This is a genomic window from Candidatus Binatia bacterium, from assembly GCA_029243485.1.
GTDB lineage: Bacteria > Desulfobacterota > Binatia > UBA12015 > UBA12015 > VGTG01.
Genome location: JAQWRY010000072.1, coordinates 94753 through 118343, shown reverse-complemented (window position 1 = coordinate 118343; position 23591 = coordinate 94753). Strand labels below are relative to the sequence as shown.

The window sequence follows — 23591 nt, the reverse complement described above, 5'->3', positions numbered from 1 at the left end:
TCGCCGATCGGGGCGCTTTTTCGGTGATCTCCGATTCGGCTGAGGGGGACTTGGGCGGCAAATGATCTTCGACTCGCTCCTGGGCTGGTTCTCGAACGACCTAGCCATCGATCTCGGCACTGCAAACACGCTCATCTATCTCAAAGGTGAGGGTATAGTCTGCAATGAGCCTTCCGTGGTTGCCATGCAAAAGGAGAGCCGGAGCGGCCGGCGCGTCCTTTCGGTCGGAGCCGAGGCAAAACGCATGCTCGGCCGGACACCGGGCAACATCATCGCCATTCGGCCCCTGAAGGACGGCGTCATCGCCGACTTCGAGATTACCGAGGCGATGCTGCGGTATTTCATCCAGAAGATTCACAAGCGGAAATCGCTGATCCGCCCCCGAATCATCATCTGCGTGCCCTTCGGCTGCACCGAGGTGGAAAAGCGGGCTGTGCGGGAATCCGCTGAATCCGCGGGCGCCCGGGAGGTCTATCTGGTCGAGGAGCCCATGGCTGCCGCGATCGGGGCGGGCCTCCCCATCACCGAGCCGACCGGCAACATGATCGTCGACATCGGCGGTGGCACGACCGAGGTCGCGGTCATCTCCCTGTCGGGCGTCGTCTTCTCCAAGTCGGTCCGCGTCGGCGGCGACAAGATGGACGAGGCGATCATCCAGTACATCAAGCGGAAGTACAATTTGCTGGTTGGTGAGCGCACCGCCGAGCTGATCAAGATCACGATCGGGTCGGCCTACCCCTCCAGCGAAATCCAGACAATGGAGATCAAAGGCCGCGATCTGGTCGCGGGCGTGCCGAAAACCGTCGAGATTTCCGACGAGGAGATCCGCGACTCCCTGCTCGAGCCCATAAATCAGGTCGTCGAGGCAGTCCGGATAGGCCTCGAGCGCTGCCCGCCGGAGCTCGCTTCCGACATCGTCGACAAGGGCATCGTCCTCGCCGGTGGCGGCGCGTTGCTCCGGAACCTCGACGTCCTCCTGCGAGAGGAAACCGGTCTTCCGATCATGGCGGCCGAAGATCCGCTCACGGCCGTCGTCATGGGCGCGGGCAAGGTTCTCGACGAGCTGAGCCTCCTGAAGGACGTCACGATCTCGTAGGACTGCGTGCTGGATCTGCTGCGACGGCGTTCGACCCCTCTCACGACCGCGGCCCTGATCCTCGCCTCGCTGGCGCTTCTCGTGACAAATAGCCGTGGCGGACAACGGATCGACCCTCTCGGCGTCGTCTTCCTCGAACTAGTGACGCCCATCGCCCACCTCGGAACGAGAATCTCGAGCTCCCTCACGAACACCTGGAACGCCTACGTCGACCTCGTGGGGGCCCGCCAGGAGCGGGAGTGGCTCCGCACCCGCGTCCGGTCCCTCGAGGCCGAAGCGGACGCCGCGAGCGCAATCTCCCGTGAAAACGAGCGTCTGCAGGCGCTGCTGGGCCTGCGGGACACCCTCCCGACGAGCGCCGTGGCGGCTCGGATCACCGGCGCCGAGGCGAGTGGGCTCTTTCGCACCGCCACGCTCGACAAGGGTGCCGGTGACGGCGTCGCAGAGGGATTCGCCGTCATTGCGGGTGGCGGCGTGGTCGGACGGGTGGTCGCCACCAGCCCGCACGCCTCCCGGGTCCTGCTCCTGGACGACCACGCGAGCGGGGTCGATGCCCTGGTTCGCCGGACCCGCGCCCGGGGGATCGTCGAAGGGGGCTCCCAGGCGGGCTGTCGGCTGAAATACGTGAAGCGCCGCGAGAACATTCGGGTCGGCGACAAGGTGATCACGTCCGGGCTCGACGGAATCTTCCCCAAGGGCCTCGCCATCGGAGAGATCGTCCAGTTGGGCGAGGAAGAGCACGGTCTGTACCGAACGGCCGAAATCCGCCCCACGGTGGAGTTTGCCAAGCTCGAAGAGGTGCTGGTCGTGGAGCCGCCGAGCCGCGAGGTGCCGCCGCCGCCGACGCAGGCCGCGGTGACGGCCGGTGAGCGCGACGGATGAGAGCCCTGCTGATCTTTGTCGTGGCGGGCGCCCTCTCGGTGGTCCTGCAGACGACTTTACTCGAGCAGGTGTCCTTCCTGCCGGCAGCGCCGGATCTCATCGTCGTGCTGTGCGTCTACCTCGGGCTCCACTACCACTCGGTGGGCGGGGCGACGGGTGCCTTTCTGCTGGGCTATCTGCTCGATACTTTTTCGGGTTCACCGCCCGGACTCTACGCCCTAGCGATGACGTTGGTCTTCGCATTGGTGTATCTTGTCTCCAAGCGACTATGGGTAGAGAACCCCGTAACCAGCGTTGCCGCGGTGGCGCTCGGCTGTGGCGTGAAGATCGTGACCGTGGTCACGTACTTCGCGTTGGCGGCACCGTCGAACGTGGGCTGGCTGAGCCTCCTGCGCACACTGTTCTTCGAAGCCCTGTTCGCGTTGATCTTGTCCCCGCTCCTGTTCTCTGCGCTCGACGGCAATCTTCGAACGGCGCGCCAGGCAAAACGCCCCCATGCGATTGAGTAGCCGAGAGACACCGCACGAGCTTCGCCGCACGATCGTCGCGGCCGGGCTCATCGTAACTGCAGTCTTCTGCGTGATGGGCGCCCGGCTCTACGCGCTCCAAGTCGGCGAGGCCGAGCGGTGGAGCTCTCTGTCTGAGAACAATCGCATCCGACTGCAGCGGATCCCGCCCACTCGGGGCCTGATCCTCGACGCCAACGGCGCACCGCTGGTGGACAATCGTCCCGCCTACGACGTGGTCGTCGTCCCGGAGGACACAAAGGACCTGGAGGCGACTCTCCAGCACGCGAGCGCCCTGCTGGACCTGCCTCAGACCCGGATCGAGACACTCAAGAAGGCGGCGCGAAAGCGCCCCGCGTACGAAGGACTCACGGTCTACCGCGACGTCGACTGGGACACCGTCGTCGCCCTCGAAACCCGCCAGCTCGAGCTGCCTGGCGTGAGCCTCGAGGTCGGCCCCCTGCGCACGTACCCCTTCGGGGACTTCGCCTCGCACCTCCTCGGCTACGTGGGCGAGGTGTCGGGCTCGGATCTCAAGTCGGGTGACAGCTACCGCATGGGCGACCTGATCGGGAAGTTCGGCGCGGAGCGCGCGTGGGAGGGCTACCTGCGCGGCGTCGCCGGCGGCCAGCAGATCGAGGTCAACTCCCTCGGACGACGTCTGCGCGTCTTGTCTCGCGTTCCCGAAACGCGCGGCAACAGTCTCGTCCTGACCATCGATCGACGACTCCAACAATTCGCCGAACAACTCCTCGAGGGAAAACAAGGCGCAATCGTCGCGCTGCGGCCCAAAACCGGCGAGGTGCTCGCGATGGCAAGCGGCCCGAGCTTTGACCCGAACCCGTTCGCTCGCGGCATCCGACAGAAGGAATGGGACGAGATCACCTCGGCCGAGTACGACCCGCTGTCGAACCGCGCGCTCCAGGGCCAGTACCCACCCGGCTCGACGTTCAAGATCATCACGGCAGCCGCGGCCCTCGAAGAAGGCGTCATCACCCCGTTCTCGAGGCTGTACTGCGGTGGCAGCTACCGGTTCGGCAAGCGTCGTTACCGCTGCTGGAAGCGCGGCGGGCACGGCTCGATGAACCTGCACGACGCCCTGATGCACTCGTGCGACGTCTACTTCTACCAAGTCGGGAAGCAGCTCGGCGTCGACACGATCGCCGAGTACTCGCGCCGCTTCGGCCTGGGCTCCTTGACGGGAATCGCCCTCACGAACGAGAAGCCGGGACTCATCCCGACCAGCGAATGGAAGAAGCGGCGGTTCAACGAGCCCTGGTACGGGGGCGAGACGCTTTCTGTCGCGATCGGCCAGGGATTCGTGCTCACGACGCCTCTTCAGATGGCGAACGTCATTGCCATGGTCGCCAACGGCGGACTCCTGATGCGGCCCCAGTACGTCAGCCGAGTCGAATCTCCGCACGGCGAGATCATCGAGCAACTCGAGCCCGATGTCATCGGCGACGCCGGCCTTCGCCGCTCCACGTTGCACCAGATCCGCGAGGCCCTTCGCGACGTCGTGAATCACAAGCGCGGCACCGGCAAAAGGTCGAAGCTTCCAACGATAGATGTCGGCGGGAAGACCGGTACGGCGCAGGTCTTCAAGATGGGCCGCAAGGCGGTGAAGACCGAACACATGGCGCGACATCTTCGCGATCACGCTTGGTTCGTCGCCTTCGCGCCCGTGGACGACCCAGAGATTGCGATCTCCATCGTCATCGAACATGCCGGCAGGGGCGGCGGCGCCGCCGCTGCGCCCCTCGCACGGGACCTTGCCGATTTCTACTTCGCTCTCACACGCGGGCGCGACTACCAGCTCACCGACGCCGACCCGTCGACCGGAGTTTCGCTCGCCGCGATGGCGGATCCCGCGATCGAATCCGAGCACGATCCGATGCCGGTCCTCGTGCCGGACGACATCCGTGCCCGAATGTTGAATCTCCGTGGACAAGGCTAAGGCAGTCGCATGCGGTTGATGGTCGACCGGCGCTTGATCGCGCACTTCGACGGGCTCACGCTCCTCACGATGCTCGCGATCCTCGGGCTCGGGGCCATGACGGTCTACAGCGCGACCTACGACGTCAGCACCGGCACACACACCTCGCACGCCTGGCGACAGGTAAGTTGGGGATCGATCGGGCTCGTCGGCCTGCTCGTCGCCGTCTTCTTCGACTACCGACAGATCGAGCGGTACGCATTCGTGTTCTACGCGATCGGCCTCTGCTTGCTCATCGCCGTACCGTTGTTCGGATCGATGGGCGGCGGCTCGAGGCGCTGGCTCGCGTTCGGCCCCGTCACGCTCCAGCCGTCGGAAACGATGAAGCTCGCCCTCATCATCGTGCTGGCGCGCCTCTTCCACCACAAGACGGATGCCCGCGGCCTGCGCCTTCGAGACCTCGCGGTCCCTACGGCCCTCACGATGGCCCCCGTGCTGCTGATCCTCGCACAGCCCGACCTGGGGACCGCCGGTGTGTTCCTCTTCGTGTTCGCGAGCATGCTGCTGCTCGCGGGTCCGACGCCCGGAACGCTCGGAATTCTCGTTCTCGCGTCGATCGGTGCCGTCCCCGTGCTGATGTCGCAGCTGAAGCCCTACCAGCTGAAGCGCATCACCACGTTCCTGAACCCGGAAAACGACCCGCTCGGCGCGGGCTACCACGTCATCCAGTCCAAAATCGCCATCGGGTCCGGCGGGCTCACCGGCCGCGGCTACCTGCACGGGACGCAAAATCAGCTCAACTTCCTTCCCGAACAGCACACCGACTTCATCTTCTCGGTCTTCTCCGAGGAATGGGGATTCTTCGGTGCCATCGGCCTAATCGGGCTGTACGTTCTGCTTCTGGTGCGCGGCCTCGTGGTCGTGAACCGTGCCAAGGAACGCTTCGGCGCTCTCCTCGCCTTCGGGGTTCTGGCAAACATCTTCTGGCAAGCGGCGATCAATCTCGGGATGACGACCGGACTCCTGCCCGTCGTGGGGATCACACTGCCGTTCTTCAGCTACGGCGGCTCCTCTCTAGTGACCCTCATGGTGGGACTCGGCCTGGTGATCAACGTGAACATGCGTCGCCATTCCCGAGACCGCGTCCCGCGGCTCTAATTCCGGAGGACCGCTGGCAAAGACTCTGCGGGTCTGAGATCTGTCGGGGGAATGGGACGGTCCACGATCGCGCTTCTCGTTTGCTGCGCGTTTGCCGCAGGCGCGGCCGGGTCCGCGGCCGCCGAGAGCACCGAGAGCACCGAGTCCGAGAGCACCGAGTCCGAGAGCACCAAGTCCGCACAGGCTGAGGGCGATCGGGCGGGCGTCGCTGCCTCGAAGCGGATGCATCCGCCGAAGAAGCGGGACCAATCACGAGCGGCCGAAGCGGTCGGCTCGACGACTCAAGTCCTCGACCGGTGGAAGAAGTGGCTGGGCGAGAAAGACTTCCTCATCGGATTCGACCTAGCCTTCTATGACCAGTACGCGAGCCGGGTCCGTAAGGGCCAGGCGAACGCCGCGACGTTCGCCTGGCAGCTGTTCGTCGACTACCAGATCTACGACTTCGAGAACGCCGGCGCCCTACACGTAGCCGGCACTTTCCTCGGTACGTTCGGCACCGACTACAACCCGGCCGAGGACCCGCTCTCCGACCGGGTCGGAGCGATCTCAACCGTGAACGGAAACGTCTACCCCAACGGCATCGCCGTTGACGAGTTCTACGCGCACTACCTCTCGGATGACACCGACTGGGTCTTCGCGCTCGGCAAGCTCGACATGTCGTACTTCTTCGACACCAACCGCGTCGCGAACGATGCCTACCGACAGTTCGTATCATTCGCGTTCGAGAACGATCTCTCGATCCCCTTTCCGATCTACGGTGGCGCCGGGGCCCTGGCTCGATGGAACGCGTCCGAGGACTTCTACGTCATGCTGGGAGCGGGCGACGCCTCGACGGACGAACGCATCCCGTGGGGCAACGTCGTGAACGGCTCTTGGTGGCAACTCCTCGAGGCGGGCCTCACAATCGAGCCCGAGGCGCTCGGTGTCGGCAATTACCGACTGACGGGTTGGCACAGCGATAGCGGGCCCGGGAACGGCTTCGGAATCGGCATCAACATCGCCCAGAATCTCGGGGTCAGTTGGTTGGTCGGTTTCTTCCGAGCGGGCACCGGCGACCCCTCGCAAACGAACGTGCGGACTGCGCTCTCCGGTGGGCTGTCCTTCCAGGGCCCCTTCGGTCGACCAAACGACGAGGCCGGGGTCGCCCTCTCCTGGGCCGACCCCGCAACCGGAGGCCGCGACGAGACGTTCGGCGAGACGTTCTACCGCATCGCCCTCACGCCCCGGCTCTCACTTTCCCCGGGCCTCCAGATCGTCATGAACCCGAGCGAGAACCTTCAGGACGACCTGAGCGTCGTCGGCGGTGTGCGCGTTCTTTGGATGCTCTGAGATCGGCTACTGCACGTAACCCAATGCGCGGAGCCGCTCGACCTGTTGTTCCCCGCCCTACTCCGCCTCCGCGGAAGCGCGCAACGGCTCTCCCTACGTGGGCAGGGTGCCGCCCTCGGGCTCGCCGCCACGTTCTAGAACTCCGCTTCGAAGACCCGAAACGAAAAACGGCGAGCCCTAGGGCTCGCCGTTTCTGCAACGTGCGTGTGTGCCTCTCAGGCGACGGCGCTATCGATCGCCGCTGCGAGCTTCGCCTTCGGAACGGCGCCCACGATCTGCTCGTGGACCGTGCCGCCCTTGAAGACGATCAAGTTCGGAATGCCGCGAACGCCATACTTGGCCGGCGTCTGCGGGTTGTCGTCGACGTTCATCTTCACGACCTTGAGCTTGCCGTCGTACTCACCGGCCAACTCTTCGACGATCGGAGAAATGGCGCGGCACGGGCCACACCACGGCGCCCAAAAGTCGATCAAAACCGGGGTCTGAGAAGACAAAACCTCGGAATCGAAGGTGGCATCACTGATCTCTGAAATTGCGGCCATTTACGCTCTCCTTGTCTGGTCGAGACGAGATAATCACGCTAGCAGCGCCCTGCAACCCATTCCACCGAGTTCCGGACGACGAACGTTCATTCGATTCCACGTTTGGCGTCGGTCGCGAGGAGTTTCGGGTTGCTCACCTCGAGCTTGTCGCGAACGCGATCCCGCACGAAGGCGAGCGTGCGGTCCCAGTGTTCCGAGTCCTCGTCGAGATCGCCGTCCTGAATGCGTTCGCAGAGCAGGTCCAAGCGTCCGGTCACCGCAAGGCTCCGCTCGACGCGGTCCGTCGGGGCGGACTCGACACCGAACAACTCGTTCAGTCCGCTCCATGCGCGCTCGAATTGCTTTCGTTCGACGCCGAGCTCGCGATCGACCATCCGCACGCAGTTCGCTGCGACGCGAGCGAGGAACTGCTTGCGACCCTTCGTCGCCGGGACGATCTCCTCGTCGAGAAACGTCTGCACGACGTCGAGAAGTTCGTGAACGTTGGGGCGATCGTGCATGTCAGTGCGCCTTTCCTTCGATCAGGTTCAGCAGCTCCCACTCGGTCTCCGCAGCGCGGCGACCGATGCCCGCCAGCTCGATGCTCGGATAGCTCTTGTCGAGGAACGGGCGCACCTGCATCAGCGTGATCACGCCCCAATTGAGATTGCCGAAGACTTCCCAGAAGCGAAGCGCCTCGGGGTCCACCGTACGGCCGCTCGCGCCCTCGTAGGCGGCCACCAGATCTTCGCGCCGACCGACACCTCCGCACGTGAGGTCGTCCTGACCGAATCGCCACGACCGTACGCACGCCCAACCGAGGTCCTGGATCGGGTCGCCGACGTGGGCGAGTTCCCAGTCGAGCACGGCGCGCAGGCCGACGGTCTCATCGACCATCAAGTTGCCGACGCGGAAATCACCGTGGACGAGCGCCGTGTCCGTCGTCTCGGGGACGCGACCGAGCAGCCACCGAAAGGCCAACTCGAACGCTGGGTGCGGATCCATCGAGACGCCGCGATAGATCGCCTCGAGGTTCCGGATCGCCGCCAAAGCCACCGGCTTGTCAGCCGGTGGACGGGGCAGGAAGCCGAGCGTGCCCCCTTCGACCGGAACCCGGTGGATGGCCGCGAGCGCTTCAGCCATCTGGGCAGGGAGACCGCCACGAACGGACGCAAAGCGATCGTCGCGGACGAGCCGACGGCCGATCGTCTCTCCCGCGACGTACTCCATGACGTAAAACGGCCGTCCCAGCTCCTCTTCACCGGCGCAGACGACGCGCGCCACCGGCACGCCTGCTGCCCCCGCGGCCTGGAGCAATACAGCCTCCTGCGCACCGGAGAATACACCCTGGCCGCCCGCGCGGAACAAGAGAGCCACGAAGGTGCGCTTCTCAGCCGCCGCCGAACCGCCGTCGAGGGACACGTCGAGGCGCCAGGCTTCGCGAGCCGCGCCGCCGGTCATCGTCCGGATGTCGTCGACGGTGACTTTGGAGACACCGCACGCGGTCGCGAGGAGTGGGGCCAGGCCGTCTGCGATTCGTTCGCCGGTCACGGTTCGGTCTCTAGCTCGTCGGCGGAGAGTCGCAAACGGTTGGGCTTACCGGGCGGCGAGAGGCCCGCGCTTCAGTCGCGCGCGGCCTGGGCGAAGCTCCGGGTCGGCTCGACGTCAGCGGGCACGCAGACCCACTCGCGGGTGCCGGCGGTGAGGGTCCACCGATAGCCACTGCTCGTCTCGACTTCGACGGGCGGGACGGGCTTCAGAGGCTCTTCCCCGCGCGAGCGCGTGGCTGCGTAACAGGCCACCGCGGTGCTAGCGACGGAGGGCTCCCCGTTGACGCTCACCGGCACGCAGATCTCCTTGAGACTCCGCAAATCAAAGAGCAGCGGTTCCTCGTCGAGCCAGACGGGCAACCGGCGGAACCCGACGGATCTCGTCGGAGCAACGACATAGCACTTCCGACGGTCGGGAGAGAGGGCCTGAGCCGCGACGCGATCGCCCGTCGTTACCGGGATCGAGAGCTTCCTCTTCTCGGAGACAGATACCGGCCGACGACCGAACCTATCGCGCAAGATCAATCGTTTCAGAGCCGGGGGGCCCGTGGGGGCCACGCGGAACGACATGCGGTACTTCGCCGGCGCGAGCAGGCCCGAAGGGTCCGGCGAGGATCCGACGTAATCTGGTTCTTCGTTCCACGCCTCTCCGGTGAGACTCGCGCGCGCGCAGAAATAGGTCTTCGGCGTCTTCCTGAGCTTCAGAACAAAGTGCCCGTCCTCGAGGCCATCTTCGAGGTATCGCTGCCTATCCTCGTTCGCCCCATTCGACTCGATTTTTTCCACGGTCCGGCTGCCGCACAACATCGCACCGCAGAGAAACGGCTCGAAGGTACCACTCCCGCACGCGCCCTCGAGACAGACTTCATCAACGGTGCACGGATTGCGGTCGTAGCAAGAGTTGCCGTTCGCCTCGAGAACGTCGACCGGACAATGATCGCTCGTCCCGCTGCAAGTCTCCGCGAGATCGCAGTCGCCCTTCGCCGGCCGACAAATGCCCGTGCTCTTCTGATCGGTCGGACACTGCCGCGTCTCACCGTCACAGCTCTCGGCGGCGTCGCACGGGCCGATGGCAGAGCGACAGACCGCGTCGCGATCGCGAACCCCGTCGTCCGGGCATTGCTTCGACGTCCCCGAGCACTCCTCGGCCAGGTCACACCAGCCCGCCGCCTCCCGGCATTCGCGCTCGGCCGGCGCGATCTCGTCCACGGGGCAGACCGCGGACGAACCGCTGCACGTCTCCGCGGGGTCGCAGAGGCCCTCCGAACTGCGGCAGATCTCCTCGGCGGCGCGATACCGACATTGTCCCGTGCAACACGAGCTCGGGGCGCCATTGTCGTCGCCCGCATCACACGTCTCCGCCCCTTCGACGAAGCCGTCACCGCATTCCGGATCGCCGTCGCGGTAACGAACGAGCGCCATCTCCATCGTCGCGCCTTCTCCGCGAATGCCGGCGGCGAGGAGTCGGCCATCGCTCTGCAACGCCAGCGCCAATGCCCCATCACCTCGGCTTTGCAGGTCCGTGCGAACCCGGCCGCCGTCGCCGAAGCTGCGATCGAGGGTGCCGTCGGCAAGATGCGCAGCCAGCGCGAGGTCAGAGCCTTCGTCGGTGAGGACATGCCCTGCCACGATGATCCGGCCATCCACGAGCAGCGCAACGGCGTGCCCCGATTCGATGCCGCCAAGGTCCGTTCGCCGCACCCCGGTTTGGGCAAACGTACGGTCTAGATTTCCTTCGGCGTCGAGCCTAGCAAGAACAAAGTCCGCTCCCGCCAGTCGCGCAGAGGTTCCCGCGAGTAGGATTCGGCCGTCGGGCTGGAGGGCAATCGCGCGCGCAATGTCGTGGCCCGACTCGACGTCGACCCTCACGACCCCACCGTCACCAAAATCGTCATCGAGCGTTCCGTCGGGGCCGAATCGCAGGGCGCCGAGATCCTTGCCCAACCGACCCGCTACGACGATTGCCCCACCATCCTGCACTGCGATTGCGAAGGCCCCGCCGGACTCTCCATCGAGGTCCGGTCGCACGACACCGCCATCGCCAAAGCTCGAGTCGAGCCGACCGGTCGGACTGAAGCGTGCGAGTAGGAACCGCTCGCGGGCGCCCCTTCCCGCGGAACCCGCGACGAGCACCGACGAATCGGGCAGAACCACCAGGCCCCGCGCCCGCGCGCCCGCGTCGTCCCCCGACAGGACGACCAGGCCGCGGTTTCCGAAGGCCACATCGAGAGCCCCGTCGCCCCCGAAGCGAGCCAAGAGGAGCCGGCGGCGGCCCGCGGGCCCGACCGTCGAACCCGCGACCACCAGAGTGCCGGCCGGCCCGTAGCCGAGGGCCGAAGCCTCATCGTGCCCCGAAAAGTCCGCCAGGACCTTGCCCCCGGCGCCAAAGGACGGATCGAGTCCGCCGGTCGGGAGGTGGCGAACGAGGGCGACATCCACCCCCGCCGGACCTGCAGCGTGGCCGGCGACGACAATCCGTCCATCGGGCTGGACCACGACCGCAGCCGCTGCATCCGGGCCCCCGCCCAGGTCAGTGCGAACGAGGCCTTGGCGGCCGAACTCCCGGTCCAGAAGGCCCGTCCGGGCGTTCGCCGGCGCCACTGCGAGAACCGCAGCCACCAGCGCCACGATCACCCCCCGCAGTCTCACCATCACCTACGGTTCCTACGACGAACGTTCGAGTGGACTCAAGAACTTTTCGTACCGTCAGAAAGGTTCCCGGAACCTTCTACGGAGAATCTTCGGCGGGATGGGCGGGGGCTCAAAAAAAAACGGCCGGGTAGGAGCTTCAAATATGCTCCTACCCGGCCGCCGATGCTGCGCGTTCGACGCCAAACACGGTGGCGAACGAAGTACTTCCTAGGAGATCAGTACTCCCAGTTCACGCTGGCTACGCCGATCCACTCGCCGAAGCGACCCTCTTCGGGGTTCGTCTTCGTGCCAACGTTGCCATTGGAAGGACCGTTGTTGAATCGCTGCAGGTTGCTCCCGAGCGCGAGCCACTGACCCGAGACGCCGGCGCTGAAAGAGCCGAAACGGGCCGGCACGAAGGCCAGCGGCACGCCGACGCCGACGCCGGCCGACGCGTAGCCGAACCAGTCGTCGCCCGGGTTGCTGCCGTTCAAGTTGTTGGTGGGCAGGTAGTAGTTGTCCACCGACATACCCATCGTGAGAGGAACACCGATCGTCACGGGGTAATCCGTGTCACCCATGACCGAAACGCTCGGCTCGATGCCGACCTCGGCATAGATGCCCTCTTCGGTGCCGAACCTGGTCTTGTCGAGCTCGAACGAGATCAGGCCGTACGGGTTCAAACCGAAGCCCAGGTTCTGCATCTCGCCGCTGTAGAGACCGGAGTCGTCGTACGAGAGGTCGAGATCGATCTCCTGAACGGTCCCGAACGCGTTGTTCGGGCTCATGTAAGCGATGTAAGACACGCCCACTCCGACGCCGTTGTTCATCCCCATGCCAATGGCGGCGTAGAGGTCGGACTCGTACCAGTTGCCCGGGCCGGTTCCGCCCGGACGTCTGGCAGAGGTCTGGCTGGTTTGCACGCTGTTCCAGGTGCCCAACGTCAGCGAAACATCCGAAATGAGCTCAGAGTCATCGGCCGCCTCGTAGAGACCGAAACTGACCTCGCCCCAGGGCTGCCAGATGACGCCGGTCTTCTCCTGCAGAATGCCGCGGAAGAAGTAGGCATTTGTGACGTCGTTTCCGACGGCGATGGTGACCGCACCGTTGTTCACGGCACACTCCGGGCACGGCTCCGCGGGCGGAGCAACGATCTCTTCGCCGACGATTATTTCTACGGCTTCGATCTCATCTGCGAAGGCCGGCGCCGACGCCAGGCCGAGAGCCACGAGCGCAGCGACGCTGCTACGGGCAAGCTTCTTACGATTCATCATTCTAATTCCTCCTCTTGACTCCACGCGATAAAACACGGAATGACTCACCGGACCCACCGGCTCGCCTCCGCATCCCCTCATCCTAAACCAACCCCTGTGCCTCCTCGGCCGGGGTGTCCACACCACAGTCTTCGCGTCTCGCGGGCTCTTGGCCTCGCGCAGGGTGTGCCACTACTGTGCGCACCTGCCTACAGTTCGGCCACAGGCCGAACAAGACCCCTTCCCCCCCGACCATCGAGCTGATGTTCGGTGGAAGGACGCCCTCTTTGGTGTGTATCTTACGCCCATGCGACAGTACCACAAGCTTCTAGACCGAATTCTGGCCGACGGCACGGTGAAAGAAGACCGCACAGGTACTGGAACTTTAAGCGTTTTTGGCCATCAGATGCGATTTGATCTAGCGGCGGGATTTCCATGCGTGACGACCAAGAAGCTGCACCTCAAATCGATCATCCACGAGCTCCTCTGGTTTCTTTCGGGCACCACTAACGTTTCCTATTTGCAGAGAAATGGCGTCCGGATCTGGGATGAATGGGCCGACGAGAGCGGGGATCTGGGTCCGGTCTACGGGCACCAGTGGCGCTCCTGGCCCGCACGCGGCGGCGGTGCCATCGATCAAATCCAGTGGCTGGTCGATGAGTTGCAGCGGAATCCGGACTCACGACGACTCATCGTGAGCGCGTGGAACGTGGCCGACGTCGAGCACATGGCACTGCCGCCTTGCCACTGCCTGTTCCAGTTCTACGTGGCCAACGGCCGGCTCTCTTGCCAGTTGTACCAGCGTAGCGCTGACGTGTTCCTCGGCGTCCCGTTCAACATCGCGTCCTACGCGCTGCTGACGCAGATGATCGCGACCGTGACGAACCTTCAGCCGGGAGACTTCGTTCACACACTGGGCGATGCACACCTCTACTCGAATCACCTCGATCAGGCGCGCTTGCAGCTGCAACGCGAGGTGCGCCCACTACCGACGATGCGCATCGTCAAGCGACGCGAATCCATCTTCGATTTCGAATACGAAGACTTCGCGCTCGAAGGCTACGAGCCGCATCCGCACATCGCCGCTGCGGTGGCCGTATGACCGTGTCGCTCATCGCAGCCGTCGCGCGCAACGGCGTGATCGGGCGCGACGGCGCGCTTCCCTGGAAGCTCTCGGCAGACCTGAAGCGCTTCCGTGAGCTCACCACGGGCCACCATGTCATCATGGGTCGCAAGACCCATGAGTCGATCGGAAAGCCACTCCCCAAGCGCACGAACGTCGTCCTCTCGCGCTCGAGCGAATACACCTCACCAGGCTGCACGGTTTCGAGCAGGCTCGACGAGGCGCTCTCCGAAGCCGAACGTGCGGGAGACGACGAGGCGTTCGTGATCGGCGGAGCGGGTGTTTACGAGCTCGCCCTGCCCACGGCGAATCGCCTATATCTCACGCGCGTCGGAGCCGACGTCCAAGGCGACGTGCACTTCCCGGACCTCGCGGAGACAGCGTGGCGGGAGGTTTCACGTGAGGAGCACGGAGCGGACGAGCGCAACGAGCACCCGTTCGCATTCCTCGTGCTCGAACGGCGAAGCTAGTCTTCGGTGTGCATGCGGCCCATGATCGCCATCACGCCGGCCAGAGCGACCCCGAAAACCACCATGCCGGTAATGAAGAGAATGTAGTCGTCGATTGGTCCTTGCATCAGAGCCGTCCTCCGTTGGTGGTCCCGGCCCTGACCGGGCCCAGACACAGTTCTGGCAGCTGGCACCGGTGGAATCCAGCCCCCTTGTCCTATCGGGAATTACCGCGATACTGACCCAGCGTGGCGGAGGAATGGAAATGAAGGTGCGGTTCGGACGAAGCTCGGCGGCGGCGCTCGCGGCGACGATGCTCGTTTTGGCGGCAGGAGGTCCGGCCCGCGCGGCGGAGGCCTCTTGGGTCAGCGGTGAAGTCAAGCTAAACTTGCGACGGGGCGCGAGCACCGAGTACAGAATCATCGGAACCGTCTCGAGCCATCAACCCGTCACCGTTCTCGGCAGCGAAAACGGGTGGACCCACGTCCGCCTCGAAGACGAACGCGAAGGCTGGATCCCCGGCGGATACCTCTCCGGCGATCCGCCCCCGGCGATCCGGCTCTCCCAACTCGAAACCGAGACCCGCACGCTCCGCACCCGACTCGAGAAGACCGAAGACGAAGCCGAGAGGCTCCTCTCGGAAAACCGCTCGTTCGAAACCTCCGACACCGAGCAACGTGAGCGGATCGCACAGCTCACCACCGAGAACCACGAACTCCGAGCGCTGGTCCGGTGGCGCGAGTGGGTGACCGGCGCGTCGATCCTGGTCTTCGGGATGATCGTCGGTGCGATCTTGAGTCGCAGCTCGCGCAACAAGCGCAGCAACCGACTTCGCGTCTGATCCCGAGCCTAGTGCACCGTAAGCGACATCACATCAATATCATGTCGCCTGCGATGCACTAGCGAGTCGAACGCATTCCACTCGCCGCGCGCGGTCGACGCTCGCTCGCGTGCGGCTCGCGCTCTGCCCGTGCATTCGCCCGCGTCGCCGCTGGCACGTCGGCCCCCTCGAGCCCATCGAGATAGAAGATCCGATTGACCTCCATCCCGAGCGCGCTGCCGATCTTCAGCGCTGTGACGAGACTCGGCTTCACGCGGCCGTTCTTGATTCGATTCAAGTGCCCCTGATCGAGACGACAGACCGAGGCGAGTTCGCCCTCGGCCAGCCCGCGCTCGAACAAGATCCGGTTTATATGATTTCGAAGCTCCATTCCGTTCCCCCCTGTTGTCTGGGAGTCGTTGGAGCACGATGCCCGCCCCCGGATAAGCCCGCGCGTGAATACTCTGGGCTATCGGTTCGCACGCTACGTCACAGACTGCATTGTTCCACTTGAACCCGAGCCTGCCGCCGTGGTTTGTCTTCCGACAGTTGGTCCGGCCCCTGCGGTTCCCAATCCGCCACCCTCACATCACCGTCGGCTCGATCGTTCTCCTGAACGCTCTTCCTCGGAGTGTTCGCCTTACAGATACGGGTCGACTCCGCGATCGCCTGTCGCAGACGCTCGCCGAGAGCGCAGCCGCGTTCCGCAAGCGCGTCTACGACGACCCGCTTGCGGTGGGCAACGTCGTCTCACCGAACGGCAAGAAGACCAGCGCCCTCGTGCTCTTCGACCCGCTCTCGGACGAGGAGTTCATACGGCTCGGAATCGAGGATCAGATCCGCGACGCCGCCGAGCAGATCTTCGCTCCGGAAGAACTCGCCATTACCGGCCTGCAGACGCTGCTCGTTCTTCTCGTGCTGCGGTCACTCCTGTTCCTCTCGATCCCGACGGGCGTCCTCGCGCTCGTTCCCAACGTGATCGCGATCGGCATCGCCGTCGACGACACGATCCACTACTTGAGTGCGCTCAACGACGAGCTGCGCCGAACCGGCAGTCAGGAGGAAGCCCTCCTGCGCGTCGGCCGAAGCGTAGGCCAGCCCATCGTGTACACGACGCTCGCGCTGGCGCTCGTGACCGACCTCCTCCTCGTACCGACGCTGGTCATGTCGACGCGCATCATCACCCTGTGGGACCTGCTGTTCGTGAAACTCGGCCCGGAGCCCCACAAGGAGATCCGGCTCTTCGCGAACCTGCGGCCCCTACATGCGCGTATCGTGGTCCTCATGGCCCGCCTCGAACAGGCCGAGCCGGGCACCTACATCACCCGGAAGGGCGATCTCGAAGAAGAACTGTACGTGCTTCTTTCCGGCCAGGCCGGCGTGTTCGTCGACGCCACGAAGACCTCGATCCGAGATATGGGTCGGGGGGACGTCATCGGGGAGATGGGATTGGTCCGGCACATGCCGCGGTCCGCCGACGTGGGCCCCTCGGAGCCGTCCGAGTATCTGATCCTCGACGGGGACTTTCTCGGTCGCATCCAAAGGCGCTATCCAAGGATTACAGCCAAAGTCTTCCTCAACCTCACCCGGATCCTCTCGGACCGTCTCGAAACTTCGACCGAAAAGAAGTCGTCATTTCCCAAGAATTCCGCTAGGTCGCAGCCACCCTCGGAACGAATGCCATGCTGAAGAACATGAAGCTCACGGCGGCGCTGTCCGTCCTTCCCGCGTTTCTCGCCGTCGCCACCCCCGCCCTGAGCGAGGACGACGCCGGCACCCTGGTCCAAAAGGCGGTCGACAACCTGCCGAAAGTCCCGGTCCAAGCCAAGCTCAAGCTGACGCCACCGCACGGAGACCCCCGAACCGTCGGTCTCAGCTCGAAGATGATCAAGGGCCAACGGGCCTCGTACCTCGAGGTCTCCGAGCCGGTGGCACTCAAGGGCATCCGCTTCTTGTTCCTCGAGAAACCCGGCGCGCAGTCTGAGCAGTACATGAAGATCGCGATGGCCCCGAACCCGATGAAGGTGAGCGGTCAAATCCGCAAGAACCCGTTCCTCGAGTCGACGTTCTTCGTTTCGGACATGGTCGAGCCGGTAGTCAGCGACTATACGTACGAGTACGTCGGCGACGGCGGCATAGGCGGGCGGGCGGTGAAGCAGGTCAAAGCCACGCCGAAGGACAAGGAGAAAGCGATCTACGGCTCGATGGTGATCTCGATCGATCCGAAGGATCTCATTGTCCTCAAGCGCGAGTTCTCCGACAAGGACGGCAAGCCGTACAAGGAGTGGACTGTCGACGTCGTGGAGGAAGTGGACGGTATTCTCACCATCCGCGACCAGCACATGAAGAACCTGCAGAACGACACCCAGTCCCGACTCGAGACCGTCGAGATCGAGTACAACGGTGACGTCCCCGACAACACGTTCTCTCCCGCCCACCTCAAGCGGTGAGCCCCACCGTCACACCCAGGCTCGAAGCGAGGCACATGTGGCGACAATTCTGACGTTCGGGCGCATTCTCCTCGGCCTTTGCTTCGCGCTCAACGGCGGCTGGTGGCTCTATACTTGGGATCTGCGCGCCGCGTACCTCGACCAGATCGGCGCACCCTCCTTGGTGATCGTACCGGTCGCGGCCGTCTATCTGGTTTGCGGGCTTGTGGTTGCGGCCGGACGGGCGGTTCGTCCGGCGACCTTGCCGCTGATGGCGGTAGCCGGCCTGATCGCGACACTACTGCACACGGATCTCGGCCCCGGCGGGATCGGTGAGTACCCGATCGACGCGCACACCCAGGTCAACGCAAAGGCGCTCCTGGTTCAGCTCGCCCTGGTCGGTTCGTTGATGCTCGCGTTCGCAGCGCCGCGGCGAGGCGCGCCCATCGACCTGCGAGCCGTCGTCCTAGGACGCGTCCTCATCGGCGGCTATTTCGTCGCGAACGCGCTGTGGCAGGCGCTGTTCTATGAAACACGCTTCGAGCACGTGCAGGCGTCCGGTGGGAACACGAATGCGATTCCGGTCGCGATCGCAGTTCAGATCATCTTCGGCATGCTGATCGTCGCCGGCCGCGCCGTTCGGGGCTCGACCATCCCGCTGGCGGTCGTGACGATTGCATCGACGATCCTGGTGCACGGGGATCTCTCCCCGGGTGCCGCCTACCCGCCGAATCTGCAGATTCATCAGTGGTTTGTGAAGGCAGCGATCGTTGCCGGCCTGATCCTGCTCTTCGCGCTTGGACCGGTCGCCGCTCCGGCCCCGACTCGCAGAGACCTCCCGGCGGGCGACCAAAACTCTAAGCCTCCAACTCCTGTAGACTGACACCCATGCATGAGGGTCAGCTCCTCCTGTTCCTCGTCCAGCTCCTCGTGGTGCTCGGACTGGCGCGACTACTGGGGGAGATCTCTCGGCGCTTCGGCCAGCCTCCCCTCGTTGGGGAAATCCTCGCCGGACTGCTTCTCGGCGCCTCCGTCCTCGGGAACCTCGCGCCGGGATGGTTCTCGATGCTGTTCCCGGACGACCCCGTGCAACTCGCCCTGTTCGATGCGACCGCACAGCTCGGCATCCTGTTCCTGCTTCTCGTGATCGGGCTAGAGGTCGACGTGGCGTCGGCCTGGAAGCTCCGCCGCCAGTCCCTGTCGATCGCGATTACCGGCGTCCTCGTGCCTCTTGCGCTCGGCACGACCGCCGCGTGGTTCATGTACGAGACCTGGGCGGAGGTACCGGCGACCCGCCCCGCATTTTCGCTGCTGGTAGGCGCTGCTGTGTCGATAACGGCGATCACGGTCGTGGCGCGCCTGCTCCTCGATCTCCGCATTGCCAAATCCGATCTCGGCCTGCTGCTGCTCTCCGCCATGGCGATCAACGACCTGCTCGGCTGGGCGGTCCTCGCAATGGTGCTGAGTCTGGCCGGAACCGGACCGGGCACCGGCTCCGCCATAGTCAGCATCGCAGCCGTAGTCGTCTTCACCGGGGTCGCGGCGACGTTCGGACGCTCTGTCGTGACACGCTGGCTCCAGGCACTCGACGCTCGCGGCTACCCGAGCCCCGCCGCCCCACTCTCCACGGTGGTCTGCCTCGGACTCGCCTGCGGTGTTTTGACCGCCTCGCTGGGCATCCATCCGGTCTTCGGGTTCCTCGTCGCAGGTCTCATGGCGGGCGATCACCATGCACTCTCCGAACACACGCGTTCGGTCATCACGCAGATGGTCGAGAGCGTCTTCGTGCCGCTGTACTTTGCGGGCATCTGCCTCCACGTGGATTTCGTCGAGGAATTCTCCCCGGGCCTCGTCCTCGCCATCACCCTGCTCTCCGTCTTCGGCAAATATGGCGGCGCCTGGCTCGGGACTCTCGCCAGTCGGATCCCCGCCGCCGACCGGGTGCCCATCGCGATTGCGCACATCCCCGGCGGATCGATGGGCGTCCTGCTGGCCGCCGTCGCGCGAGATCAGGCAGTGATCGGACCGCAGATGTTCGTCGCGATTGTCTTCGCGTCGATTGCCTCCTCGGTCGTCGTCGGCCCGGCGCTCGCCTGGGCACTTCATCGGCGCGAAACCGGCACCGTCGCCGACTTCCTCAGTGCGGATGGGATCGTGTCGACGCTCGAGGTAACGGACCGGTTCGAGGCGATCGATCAGTTGTCCGTTCGAGCGGCGCGCCTCGCCGGGCTCCGCGAGGACATGGTGCGCAACGCGGTCCGCGCCCGAGAAGACACGATGGATACGGGCGTCGGCGGCGAGATCGCCGTGCCGCATGCACGATTCGAAGGACTCTCCCGACCGGTCCTGGTGTTCGCGCGACACAACGAGGGCCTCGACTGGAACGCGATCGACGATAAGCCCGTCCACTTCGTGTTCCTCATCCTCACGCCCGCCGCCGACACCGGCGTCCAACTCGAGATCCTCTCCGCGATCTCCCGAGGTCTCGACCCCGAAGAAAACCGCGCTGCGATCTTGCGTGCATCCAACGAACAAGAGATTTTCCCGCGAGTTCGGGAAGCGCTCACGAAAGGAGCCACCACAGACGCCCGTTGAACGATTCAGACGTCGGAGGACTGGAGCAATGCACGGAAAGAAGACCGCTTCGATTCTCTGCTGCGTGTTACTCATGGCATGCTCGGCTCGCGAGACCGATGTAGGCAGTGAGCCACGTCGGATCGTACCCGAGGGCGCGACCGCACCTCTCTTCAACGACCTGAGCGATCACTCCTACCCCGTCTCGACCTCCTCCCCCCTCGCCCAGAAATATTTCGGCCAGGGATTGATGCTGACCTACGGCTTCAACCACGCCGACGCCGCACGCTCCTTTCGCGAAGCGCAGCGCCTCGATCCGAGTAGCGCGATTTGCTTTTGGGGCGAGGCCTACGTCCTGGGCGCCAACATCAACAAGCCGATGGAAGCGAGCGACGCGCCACGGCGGAACGAACCTACCGGACGCAGCTCAAGCACATGCCTCGCAGCGGGTGGACGCTCTACGGCCTCACGGAGAGCCTTCGCGCTCAGGACCAGAGCACCGGGGCCGAAGTCGTGCAGGAGCAGCAGGAGGAGTCGTGGTCACGCGCCGACGTGCCCCTCTCCAGCTCGGTGTTCTGAGTAGGCGTCTGACCCAAGCTTGGCTCACGACGACCTCACTCCGATCCATCTTGAGTGGGGCCCCCTAAAGCAGCGAACGGAACACGCGCTCTTCGAGGTCCGCCACCTCGGAAGCCTGGACGCCCGCGCGGGGCCAAAGATCGGGTGTTGCGCCTTCCTTCGACGCCGCGCCGAGCGTCTCCGAAAGAGCCGTCCAGCCATCCGCCGCCCGCAGCATCTGCGCCGGCGCGGCGGCCGGGACCAGGCTCGCATCGAGAGCGTGCGCCCAGGTGAGAAAGCCCGCGTACAAGCGGCGGAAGTTTCCGCCTCCGTTCCCGAACTTCTCGATGCAGCGCGCATTATACGATGCGATCCAGGCGGCGTCGGCGCGGCCGCCCCACTCGGGGATCGCGGCGGCGAGCTGACGGATCGCGGCGACACCGGTCTTCATCGAGAACTCCCCGGAGAGTGCCGCGCCCTGCTCGGTCGTCGTCTCGAGCATGCTCTTCGCGCACCGGTCGATCGCCACGCGCGACGCGTCGACGAGGCTGCGACCGACCTCAGTTCCGTGGAACTTCCCCCAGAGGTTGTTGGTCGACATCGCATCTTTCGGGTTGCGACTCTTCCGAAGCGCGCCGTACGAACACAGTTCCGGCGCGACGTTGATCCGGTCTGCGATCTGCGCCTTCTCGGTCGCGTCGTCGAAGCCGAGCAGAACGAAACGATGCCCCGGGAAGTGCACCTTGTACTCGCGGTAGTCGAGATAGAGGATATCGCCCGACAACATCGTCGGCCGTCCGGCAACCACCTCGGCGCGCGCCTTCTCCCAGGCCACGTCGTCGTCGGCTTCCGTCTCTTCGCGATAGTCGACCTGCAGGTTCTCTGCGAGATCGGCCTCCATCGAGATCGTCCGACCGAAGACCAGGTGTGCGGGGTCCAGGTCGGGCCCGGTCAGGTAGACGCAGGCTAGGCCGGAGCCCAGGCCGAATACGGCCGGCTCGGGGAGGTCCAGATCGCAGTAGTGCTGCAGAAGACCCCGCATGGCGACACTGCCGCAGTGCTCTCCCGGGCGGTTTTGATAGTCGCCGATCGAGACGTTCACCGTGTGTCGATCGCGATCGCCCGCACCAACTCGAGAAGACGTCCATCCGCGGCCATCGCGTGCAGGGAGTGATCGTCGTCGACTTCGATCATCCGTACCAGGTGAGGAGATCCCGTCTTCGCGAGGCGCCGGCTGTCCTCGACGTTCACTACTTCATCATTGGTGCCGTGCACGATCCACACGACGACCCCATCGGGCACCGTCGTCTGCTGGCCGATGCGAAGCGCCGCCTGTGCCAACAACAGAGTCGGCCCGTCCCAGGCACCCCGGTGGAGGAGCTCGAGCGCGACCGCGCCGCCGAACGAGGAGCCGATCAGCACGTTCGGCTGGAAGTTTTGGATCTCGGCTACGTGCACGTCGACGCAGGACGGAAAGTCCTTCGTGTTGATCACCGGCGTCGACGTCACGAACTCGTCGGCGAACAGACGCGCCTTGGCACCGTTAGGGCTGCCCTCCAATCCGTGAATGAACTGCACGCGAAGTGGATTGTTCGGCATGGGACTCAGGCTCCACCGGGCGCGAAAACCCGGAGCGCGTTCTCATCGATCGCAGCGATTCCGGCCTCGGGATGCAGCGGCTGCAGGCAAACATGATCGGCGCCGGCCGCGACGTGTGCGTCGATCGTCGCCTGAATCTTCTCCTCCGTACCCCACGCGACGATCGCGTCCAGGTAGCGAGGCGACGGCTCATCGATCTCGGAGTCGGTGAAGCCGAGCGCGTTCCACGCACGCCGGTAGCCCGGCGCCTTTTGATAGAAGCGCATCACTCCGGCCGCCGTCTCGCGGCACTTGCCTGCGTCGGTGCTCAGGATGATCTTCTGCTCGACCGCGAGAATGCGGTCGGGCCCGAGCGCCTCACGTGCGACCGCGGTGTGCTCCGGCGTCACGTTGTACGTGAGCGCGCCGGCGGAGCGCTCCTTCGCGATCTTGAGCATCTTCGGGCTGAGGGCCGCGAGGACGATGGGGACCTCGGCCGGCGGCGGAATCGAGAAGTATCGAGACGCCGCGTAGTCCTCGAGATACTGCTTCAGGTAGGTCACCGGCTTGGAGTAGTCGAGCTTCCGAATCTTCTGGACGATCGCCGGACTGGAGATCCCCAGGCCGAGGATGAAGCGGCCCCCGGTCTGCTCGGCGACCGTGTTCGCCGCCTGCTTCATCGCACCGGGGTGCCGGTGGAAGACGTTCGCGATGCCGGTGGCGACCTTAATCCGGCTGGTGTGCGCGCCGAGGGAGGCCGCCAGCGCGAACGGATCCCTTCCGAACGTCTCCGCGAGCCAGAAGGTCTCGTAGCCGAGCTCCTCCATCAGCTGAGTGGTCTTCACGAGATCCGGAGTAGCGATCGCCTCCGGGGCAAACCATACGCCGCGCGTTGCCGTCATGTACGGATCTCTACCAGAGCCAGGTCGTCGCGTCCGGCATCGGCTCCTGGCGGGCAGCGAACTGCATCCCGCGAACGCAGCGCACGATGTACCAGACGACGACGAAGGCGAGGAGGAAGAAGCCGATGGCCACCATGGCGAGAAGACTGCCGAGTACGATCCCGAGCGTTCGCATCAATAGTCCTACTATAAAATCTATATAATCCGATTAATGATGCGCCTTCCGGCACTTCTCGGGATCCTGTCTTGCGCTTCGCCTTTTTTTCGCCCAGGGTCAACGGTCCCAGGACGGCGAA

General features: G+C 64.8%; 24 protein-coding genes and 1 pseudogene. 15 read left to right on the top strand and 10 right to left on the bottom strand.

Annotated features, from left to right (window positions below):
- The first annotated feature begins 61 nt into the window (after positions 1–61).
- The 6 genes from P8R42_20650 to P8R42_20625 are packed head-to-tail and all read left to right on the top strand — an operon-like array spanning position 62 to position 6907.
- The gene (locus tag P8R42_20650; protein ID MDG2307009.1) at positions 62–1096 is read left to right on the top strand and encodes a rod shape-determining protein; all 1035 of its coding nucleotides are present in this window, start codon (positions 62–64) and stop codon (positions 1094–1096) included.
- A gap of 6 nt (positions 1097–1102) precedes the next feature.
- Positions 1103–1978, top strand: a complete 876-nt coding sequence (mreC, locus tag P8R42_20645; GenBank protein ID MDG2307008.1) for a rod shape-determining protein MreC — start codon at positions 1103–1105, stop codon at positions 1976–1978.
- Positions 1975–2487 carry a rod shape-determining protein MreD gene (gene mreD, locus P8R42_20640; protein ID MDG2307007.1) on the top strand — a complete coding sequence of 171 codons (513 nt, stop codon included), beginning with the start codon at positions 1975–1977 and terminating at the stop codon, positions 2485–2487. Before mreC ends, mreD begins: the two co-directional genes overlap by 4 nt.
- The gene (mrdA, locus tag P8R42_20635) at positions 2474–4441 is read left to right on the top strand and encodes a penicillin-binding protein 2 (protein MDG2307006.1); all 1968 of its coding nucleotides are present in this window, start codon (positions 2474–2476) and stop codon (positions 4439–4441) included. Before mreD ends, mrdA begins: the two co-directional genes overlap by 14 nt.
- A gap of 9 nt (positions 4442–4450) precedes the next feature.
- Positions 4451–5578 (top strand): rod shape-determining protein RodA, encoded by a 1128-nt coding sequence (gene rodA, locus P8R42_20630; GenBank protein MDG2307005.1) that lies wholly within the window; start codon positions 4451–4453, stop codon positions 5576–5578.
- A gap of 51 nt (positions 5579–5629) precedes the next feature.
- Positions 5630–6907, top strand: coding sequence for a carbohydrate porin (locus tag P8R42_20625; GenBank protein MDG2307004.1), 1278 nt, complete (start codon positions 5630–5632; stop codon positions 6905–6907).
- 215 nt (positions 6908–7122) lie between these two features.
- Here the strand turns inward: P8R42_20625 and trxA are convergent, their stop codons facing one another.
- The 5 genes from trxA to P8R42_20600 form a co-directional block, all read right to left on the bottom strand.
- The gene (gene trxA / locus P8R42_20620) at positions 7123–7449 is read right to left on the bottom strand and encodes a thioredoxin (protein MDG2307003.1); all 327 of its coding nucleotides are present in this window, start codon (positions 7447–7449) and stop codon (positions 7123–7125) included.
- Positions 7450–7535: 86 nt separating this feature from the next.
- Positions 7536–7949, bottom strand: coding sequence for a DUF6285 domain-containing protein (locus tag P8R42_20615; protein ID MDG2307002.1), 414 nt, complete (start codon positions 7947–7949; stop codon positions 7536–7538).
- 1 nt (position 7950) lies between these two features.
- On the bottom strand, positions 7951–8979 hold the full coding sequence (locus P8R42_20610; protein MDG2307001.1) for a phosphotransferase family protein: 1029 nt from the start codon (positions 8977–8979) through the stop codon (positions 7951–7953).
- 71 nt (positions 8980–9050) lie between these two features.
- Positions 9051–11630 (bottom strand): hypothetical protein, encoded by a 2580-nt coding sequence (locus P8R42_20605; GenBank protein MDG2307000.1) that lies wholly within the window; start codon positions 11628–11630, stop codon positions 9051–9053.
- Positions 11631–11845: 215 nt separating this feature from the next.
- The gene (locus tag P8R42_20600) at positions 11846–12880 is read right to left on the bottom strand and encodes a hypothetical protein (GenBank protein ID MDG2306999.1); all 1035 of its coding nucleotides are present in this window, start codon (positions 12878–12880) and stop codon (positions 11846–11848) included.
- 289 nt (positions 12881–13169) lie between these two features.
- Between P8R42_20600 and P8R42_20595 the strand changes: the two genes are divergently transcribed.
- From P8R42_20595 to P8R42_20585, 3 genes are all read left to right on the top strand, one after another.
- A complete protein-coding gene (locus tag P8R42_20595) occupies positions 13170–13964 on the top strand; it encodes a thymidylate synthase (protein MDG2306998.1) in 795 nt (264 codons plus the stop codon).
- Entirely contained in the window at positions 13961–14455 is a 495-nt protein-coding gene (locus tag P8R42_20590; GenBank protein ID MDG2306997.1) for a dihydrofolate reductase, read from the top strand. Before P8R42_20595 ends, P8R42_20590 begins: the two co-directional genes overlap by 4 nt.
- Positions 14456–14699: 244 nt before the next feature.
- Positions 14700–15275 (top strand): TIGR04211 family SH3 domain-containing protein, encoded by a 576-nt coding sequence (locus tag P8R42_20585; protein MDG2306996.1) that lies wholly within the window; start codon positions 14700–14702, stop codon positions 15273–15275.
- Positions 15276–15333: 58 nt separating this feature from the next.
- Here P8R42_20585 and P8R42_20580 read toward each other — a convergent pair whose 3' ends face one another.
- The gene (locus P8R42_20580) at positions 15334–15645 is read right to left on the bottom strand and encodes a hypothetical protein (protein MDG2306995.1); all 312 of its coding nucleotides are present in this window, start codon (positions 15643–15645) and stop codon (positions 15334–15336) included.
- Between the two features lie 119 nt (positions 15646–15764).
- Between P8R42_20580 and P8R42_20575 the strand changes: the two genes are divergently transcribed.
- From P8R42_20575 to P8R42_20550, 6 genes and pseudogenes are all read left to right on the top strand, one after another.
- A complete protein-coding gene (locus tag P8R42_20575; protein ID MDG2306994.1) occupies positions 15765–16943 on the top strand; it encodes a cyclic nucleotide-binding domain-containing protein in 1179 nt (392 codons plus the stop codon).
- Positions 16937–17704: an outer membrane lipoprotein-sorting protein gene (locus P8R42_20570; GenBank protein ID MDG2306993.1), complete on the top strand. Its 768-nt coding sequence runs from the start codon at positions 16937–16939 to the stop codon at positions 17702–17704. Before P8R42_20575 ends, P8R42_20570 begins: the two co-directional genes overlap by 7 nt.
- 37 nt (positions 17705–17741) lie before the next feature.
- On the top strand, positions 17742–18566 hold the full coding sequence (locus tag P8R42_20565) for a hypothetical protein (GenBank protein MDG2306992.1): 825 nt from the start codon (positions 17742–17744) through the stop codon (positions 18564–18566).
- A gap of 5 nt (positions 18567–18571) precedes the next feature.
- On the top strand, positions 18572–20278 hold the full coding sequence (locus tag P8R42_20560) for a cation:proton antiporter (protein MDG2306991.1): 1707 nt from the start codon (positions 18572–18574) through the stop codon (positions 20276–20278).
- 73 nt (positions 20279–20351) lie between these two features.
- A pseudogene (locus P8R42_20555) lies at positions 20352–20642 on the top strand (hypothetical protein).
- 50 nt (positions 20643–20692) lie between these two features.
- The gene (locus P8R42_20550) at positions 20693–20836 is read left to right on the top strand and encodes a hypothetical protein (protein ID MDG2306990.1); all 144 of its coding nucleotides are present in this window, start codon (positions 20693–20695) and stop codon (positions 20834–20836) included.
- A gap of 64 nt (positions 20837–20900) precedes the next feature.
- On the opposite strand, the gene P8R42_20545 is transcribed toward P8R42_20550, so the two are convergent.
- From P8R42_20545 to P8R42_20530, 4 genes are read right to left on the bottom strand one after another with little or no spacing between them, the layout of a single operon-like run.
- The gene (locus tag P8R42_20545; protein MDG2306989.1) at positions 20901–21917 is read right to left on the bottom strand and encodes a BtrH N-terminal domain-containing protein; all 1017 of its coding nucleotides are present in this window, start codon (positions 21915–21917) and stop codon (positions 20901–20903) included.
- Complete coding sequence (locus P8R42_20540; protein MDG2306988.1) at positions 21914–22414, bottom strand: hypothetical protein; 501 nt, start codon at positions 22412–22414, stop codon at positions 21914–21916. Before P8R42_20540 ends, P8R42_20545 begins: the two co-directional genes overlap by 4 nt.
- Before the next feature lie 5 nt (positions 22415–22419).
- The gene (locus tag P8R42_20535; protein MDG2306987.1) at positions 22420–23295 is read right to left on the bottom strand and encodes a TIGR03620 family F420-dependent LLM class oxidoreductase; all 876 of its coding nucleotides are present in this window, start codon (positions 23293–23295) and stop codon (positions 22420–22422) included.
- A gap of 10 nt (positions 23296–23305) precedes the next feature.
- Positions 23306–23470 carry a hypothetical protein gene (locus P8R42_20530; protein ID MDG2306986.1) on the bottom strand — a complete coding sequence of 55 codons (165 nt, stop codon included), beginning with the start codon at positions 23468–23470 and terminating at the stop codon, positions 23306–23308.
- Positions 23471–23591: the final 121 nt, after the last annotated feature.

Excerpts from the sequence above, each read along its gene's own strand:
- P8R42_20650 (MDG2307009.1), top strand. The coding sequence starts at position 62 with ATGATCTTCGACTCGCTCCTGGGCTGGTTCTCGAACGACCTAGCCATC.
- mreD (MDG2307007.1), top strand. The coding sequence starts at position 1,975 with ATGAGAGCCCTGCTGATCTTTGTCGTGGCGGGCGCCCTCTCGGTGGTC.
- mrdA (MDG2307006.1), top strand. The coding sequence starts at position 2,474 with ATGCGATTGAGTAGCCGAGAGACACCGCACGAGCTTCGCCGCACGATC.
- rodA (MDG2307005.1), top strand. The coding sequence starts at position 4,451 with ATGCGGTTGATGGTCGACCGGCGCTTGATCGCGCACTTCGACGGGCTC.
- P8R42_20625 (MDG2307004.1), top strand. The coding sequence starts at position 5,630 with ATGGGACGGTCCACGATCGCGCTTCTCGTTTGCTGCGCGTTTGCCGCA.
- trxA (MDG2307003.1), bottom strand. The coding sequence starts at position 7,449 with ATGGCCGCAATTTCAGAGATCAGTGATGCCACCTTCGATTCCGAGGTT.
- P8R42_20615 (MDG2307002.1), bottom strand. The coding sequence starts at position 7,949 with ATGCACGATCGCCCCAACGTTCACGAACTTCTCGACGTCGTGCAGACG.
- P8R42_20605 (MDG2307000.1), bottom strand. The coding sequence starts at position 11,630 with ATGGTGAGACTGCGGGGGGTGATCGTGGCGCTGGTGGCTGCGGTTCTC.
- P8R42_20600 (MDG2306999.1), bottom strand. The coding sequence starts at position 12,880 with ATGAATCGTAAGAAGCTTGCCCGTAGCAGCGTCGCTGCGCTCGTGGCT.
- P8R42_20595 (MDG2306998.1), top strand. The coding sequence starts at position 13,170 with ATGCGACAGTACCACAAGCTTCTAGACCGAATTCTGGCCGACGGCACG.
- P8R42_20590 (MDG2306997.1), top strand. The coding sequence starts at position 13,961 with ATGACCGTGTCGCTCATCGCAGCCGTCGCGCGCAACGGCGTGATCGGG.
- P8R42_20585 (MDG2306996.1), top strand. The coding sequence starts at position 14,700 with ATGAAGGTGCGGTTCGGACGAAGCTCGGCGGCGGCGCTCGCGGCGACG.
- P8R42_20580 (MDG2306995.1), bottom strand. The coding sequence starts at position 15,645 with ATGGAGCTTCGAAATCATATAAACCGGATCTTGTTCGAGCGCGGGCTG.
- P8R42_20570 (MDG2306993.1), top strand. The coding sequence starts at position 16,937 with ATGCTGAAGAACATGAAGCTCACGGCGGCGCTGTCCGTCCTTCCCGCG.
- P8R42_20560 (MDG2306991.1), top strand. The coding sequence starts at position 18,572 with ATGCATGAGGGTCAGCTCCTCCTGTTCCTCGTCCAGCTCCTCGTGGTG.
- P8R42_20550 (MDG2306990.1), top strand. The coding sequence starts at position 20,693 with ATGCCTCGCAGCGGGTGGACGCTCTACGGCCTCACGGAGAGCCTTCGC.
- P8R42_20540 (MDG2306988.1), bottom strand. The coding sequence starts at position 22,414 with ATGCCGAACAATCCACTTCGCGTGCAGTTCATTCACGGATTGGAGGGC.
- P8R42_20535 (MDG2306987.1), bottom strand. The coding sequence starts at position 23,295 with ATGACGGCAACGCGCGGCGTATGGTTTGCCCCGGAGGCGATCGCTACT.
- P8R42_20530 (MDG2306986.1), bottom strand. The coding sequence starts at position 23,470 with ATGCGAACGCTCGGGATCGTACTCGGCAGTCTTCTCGCCATGGTGGCC.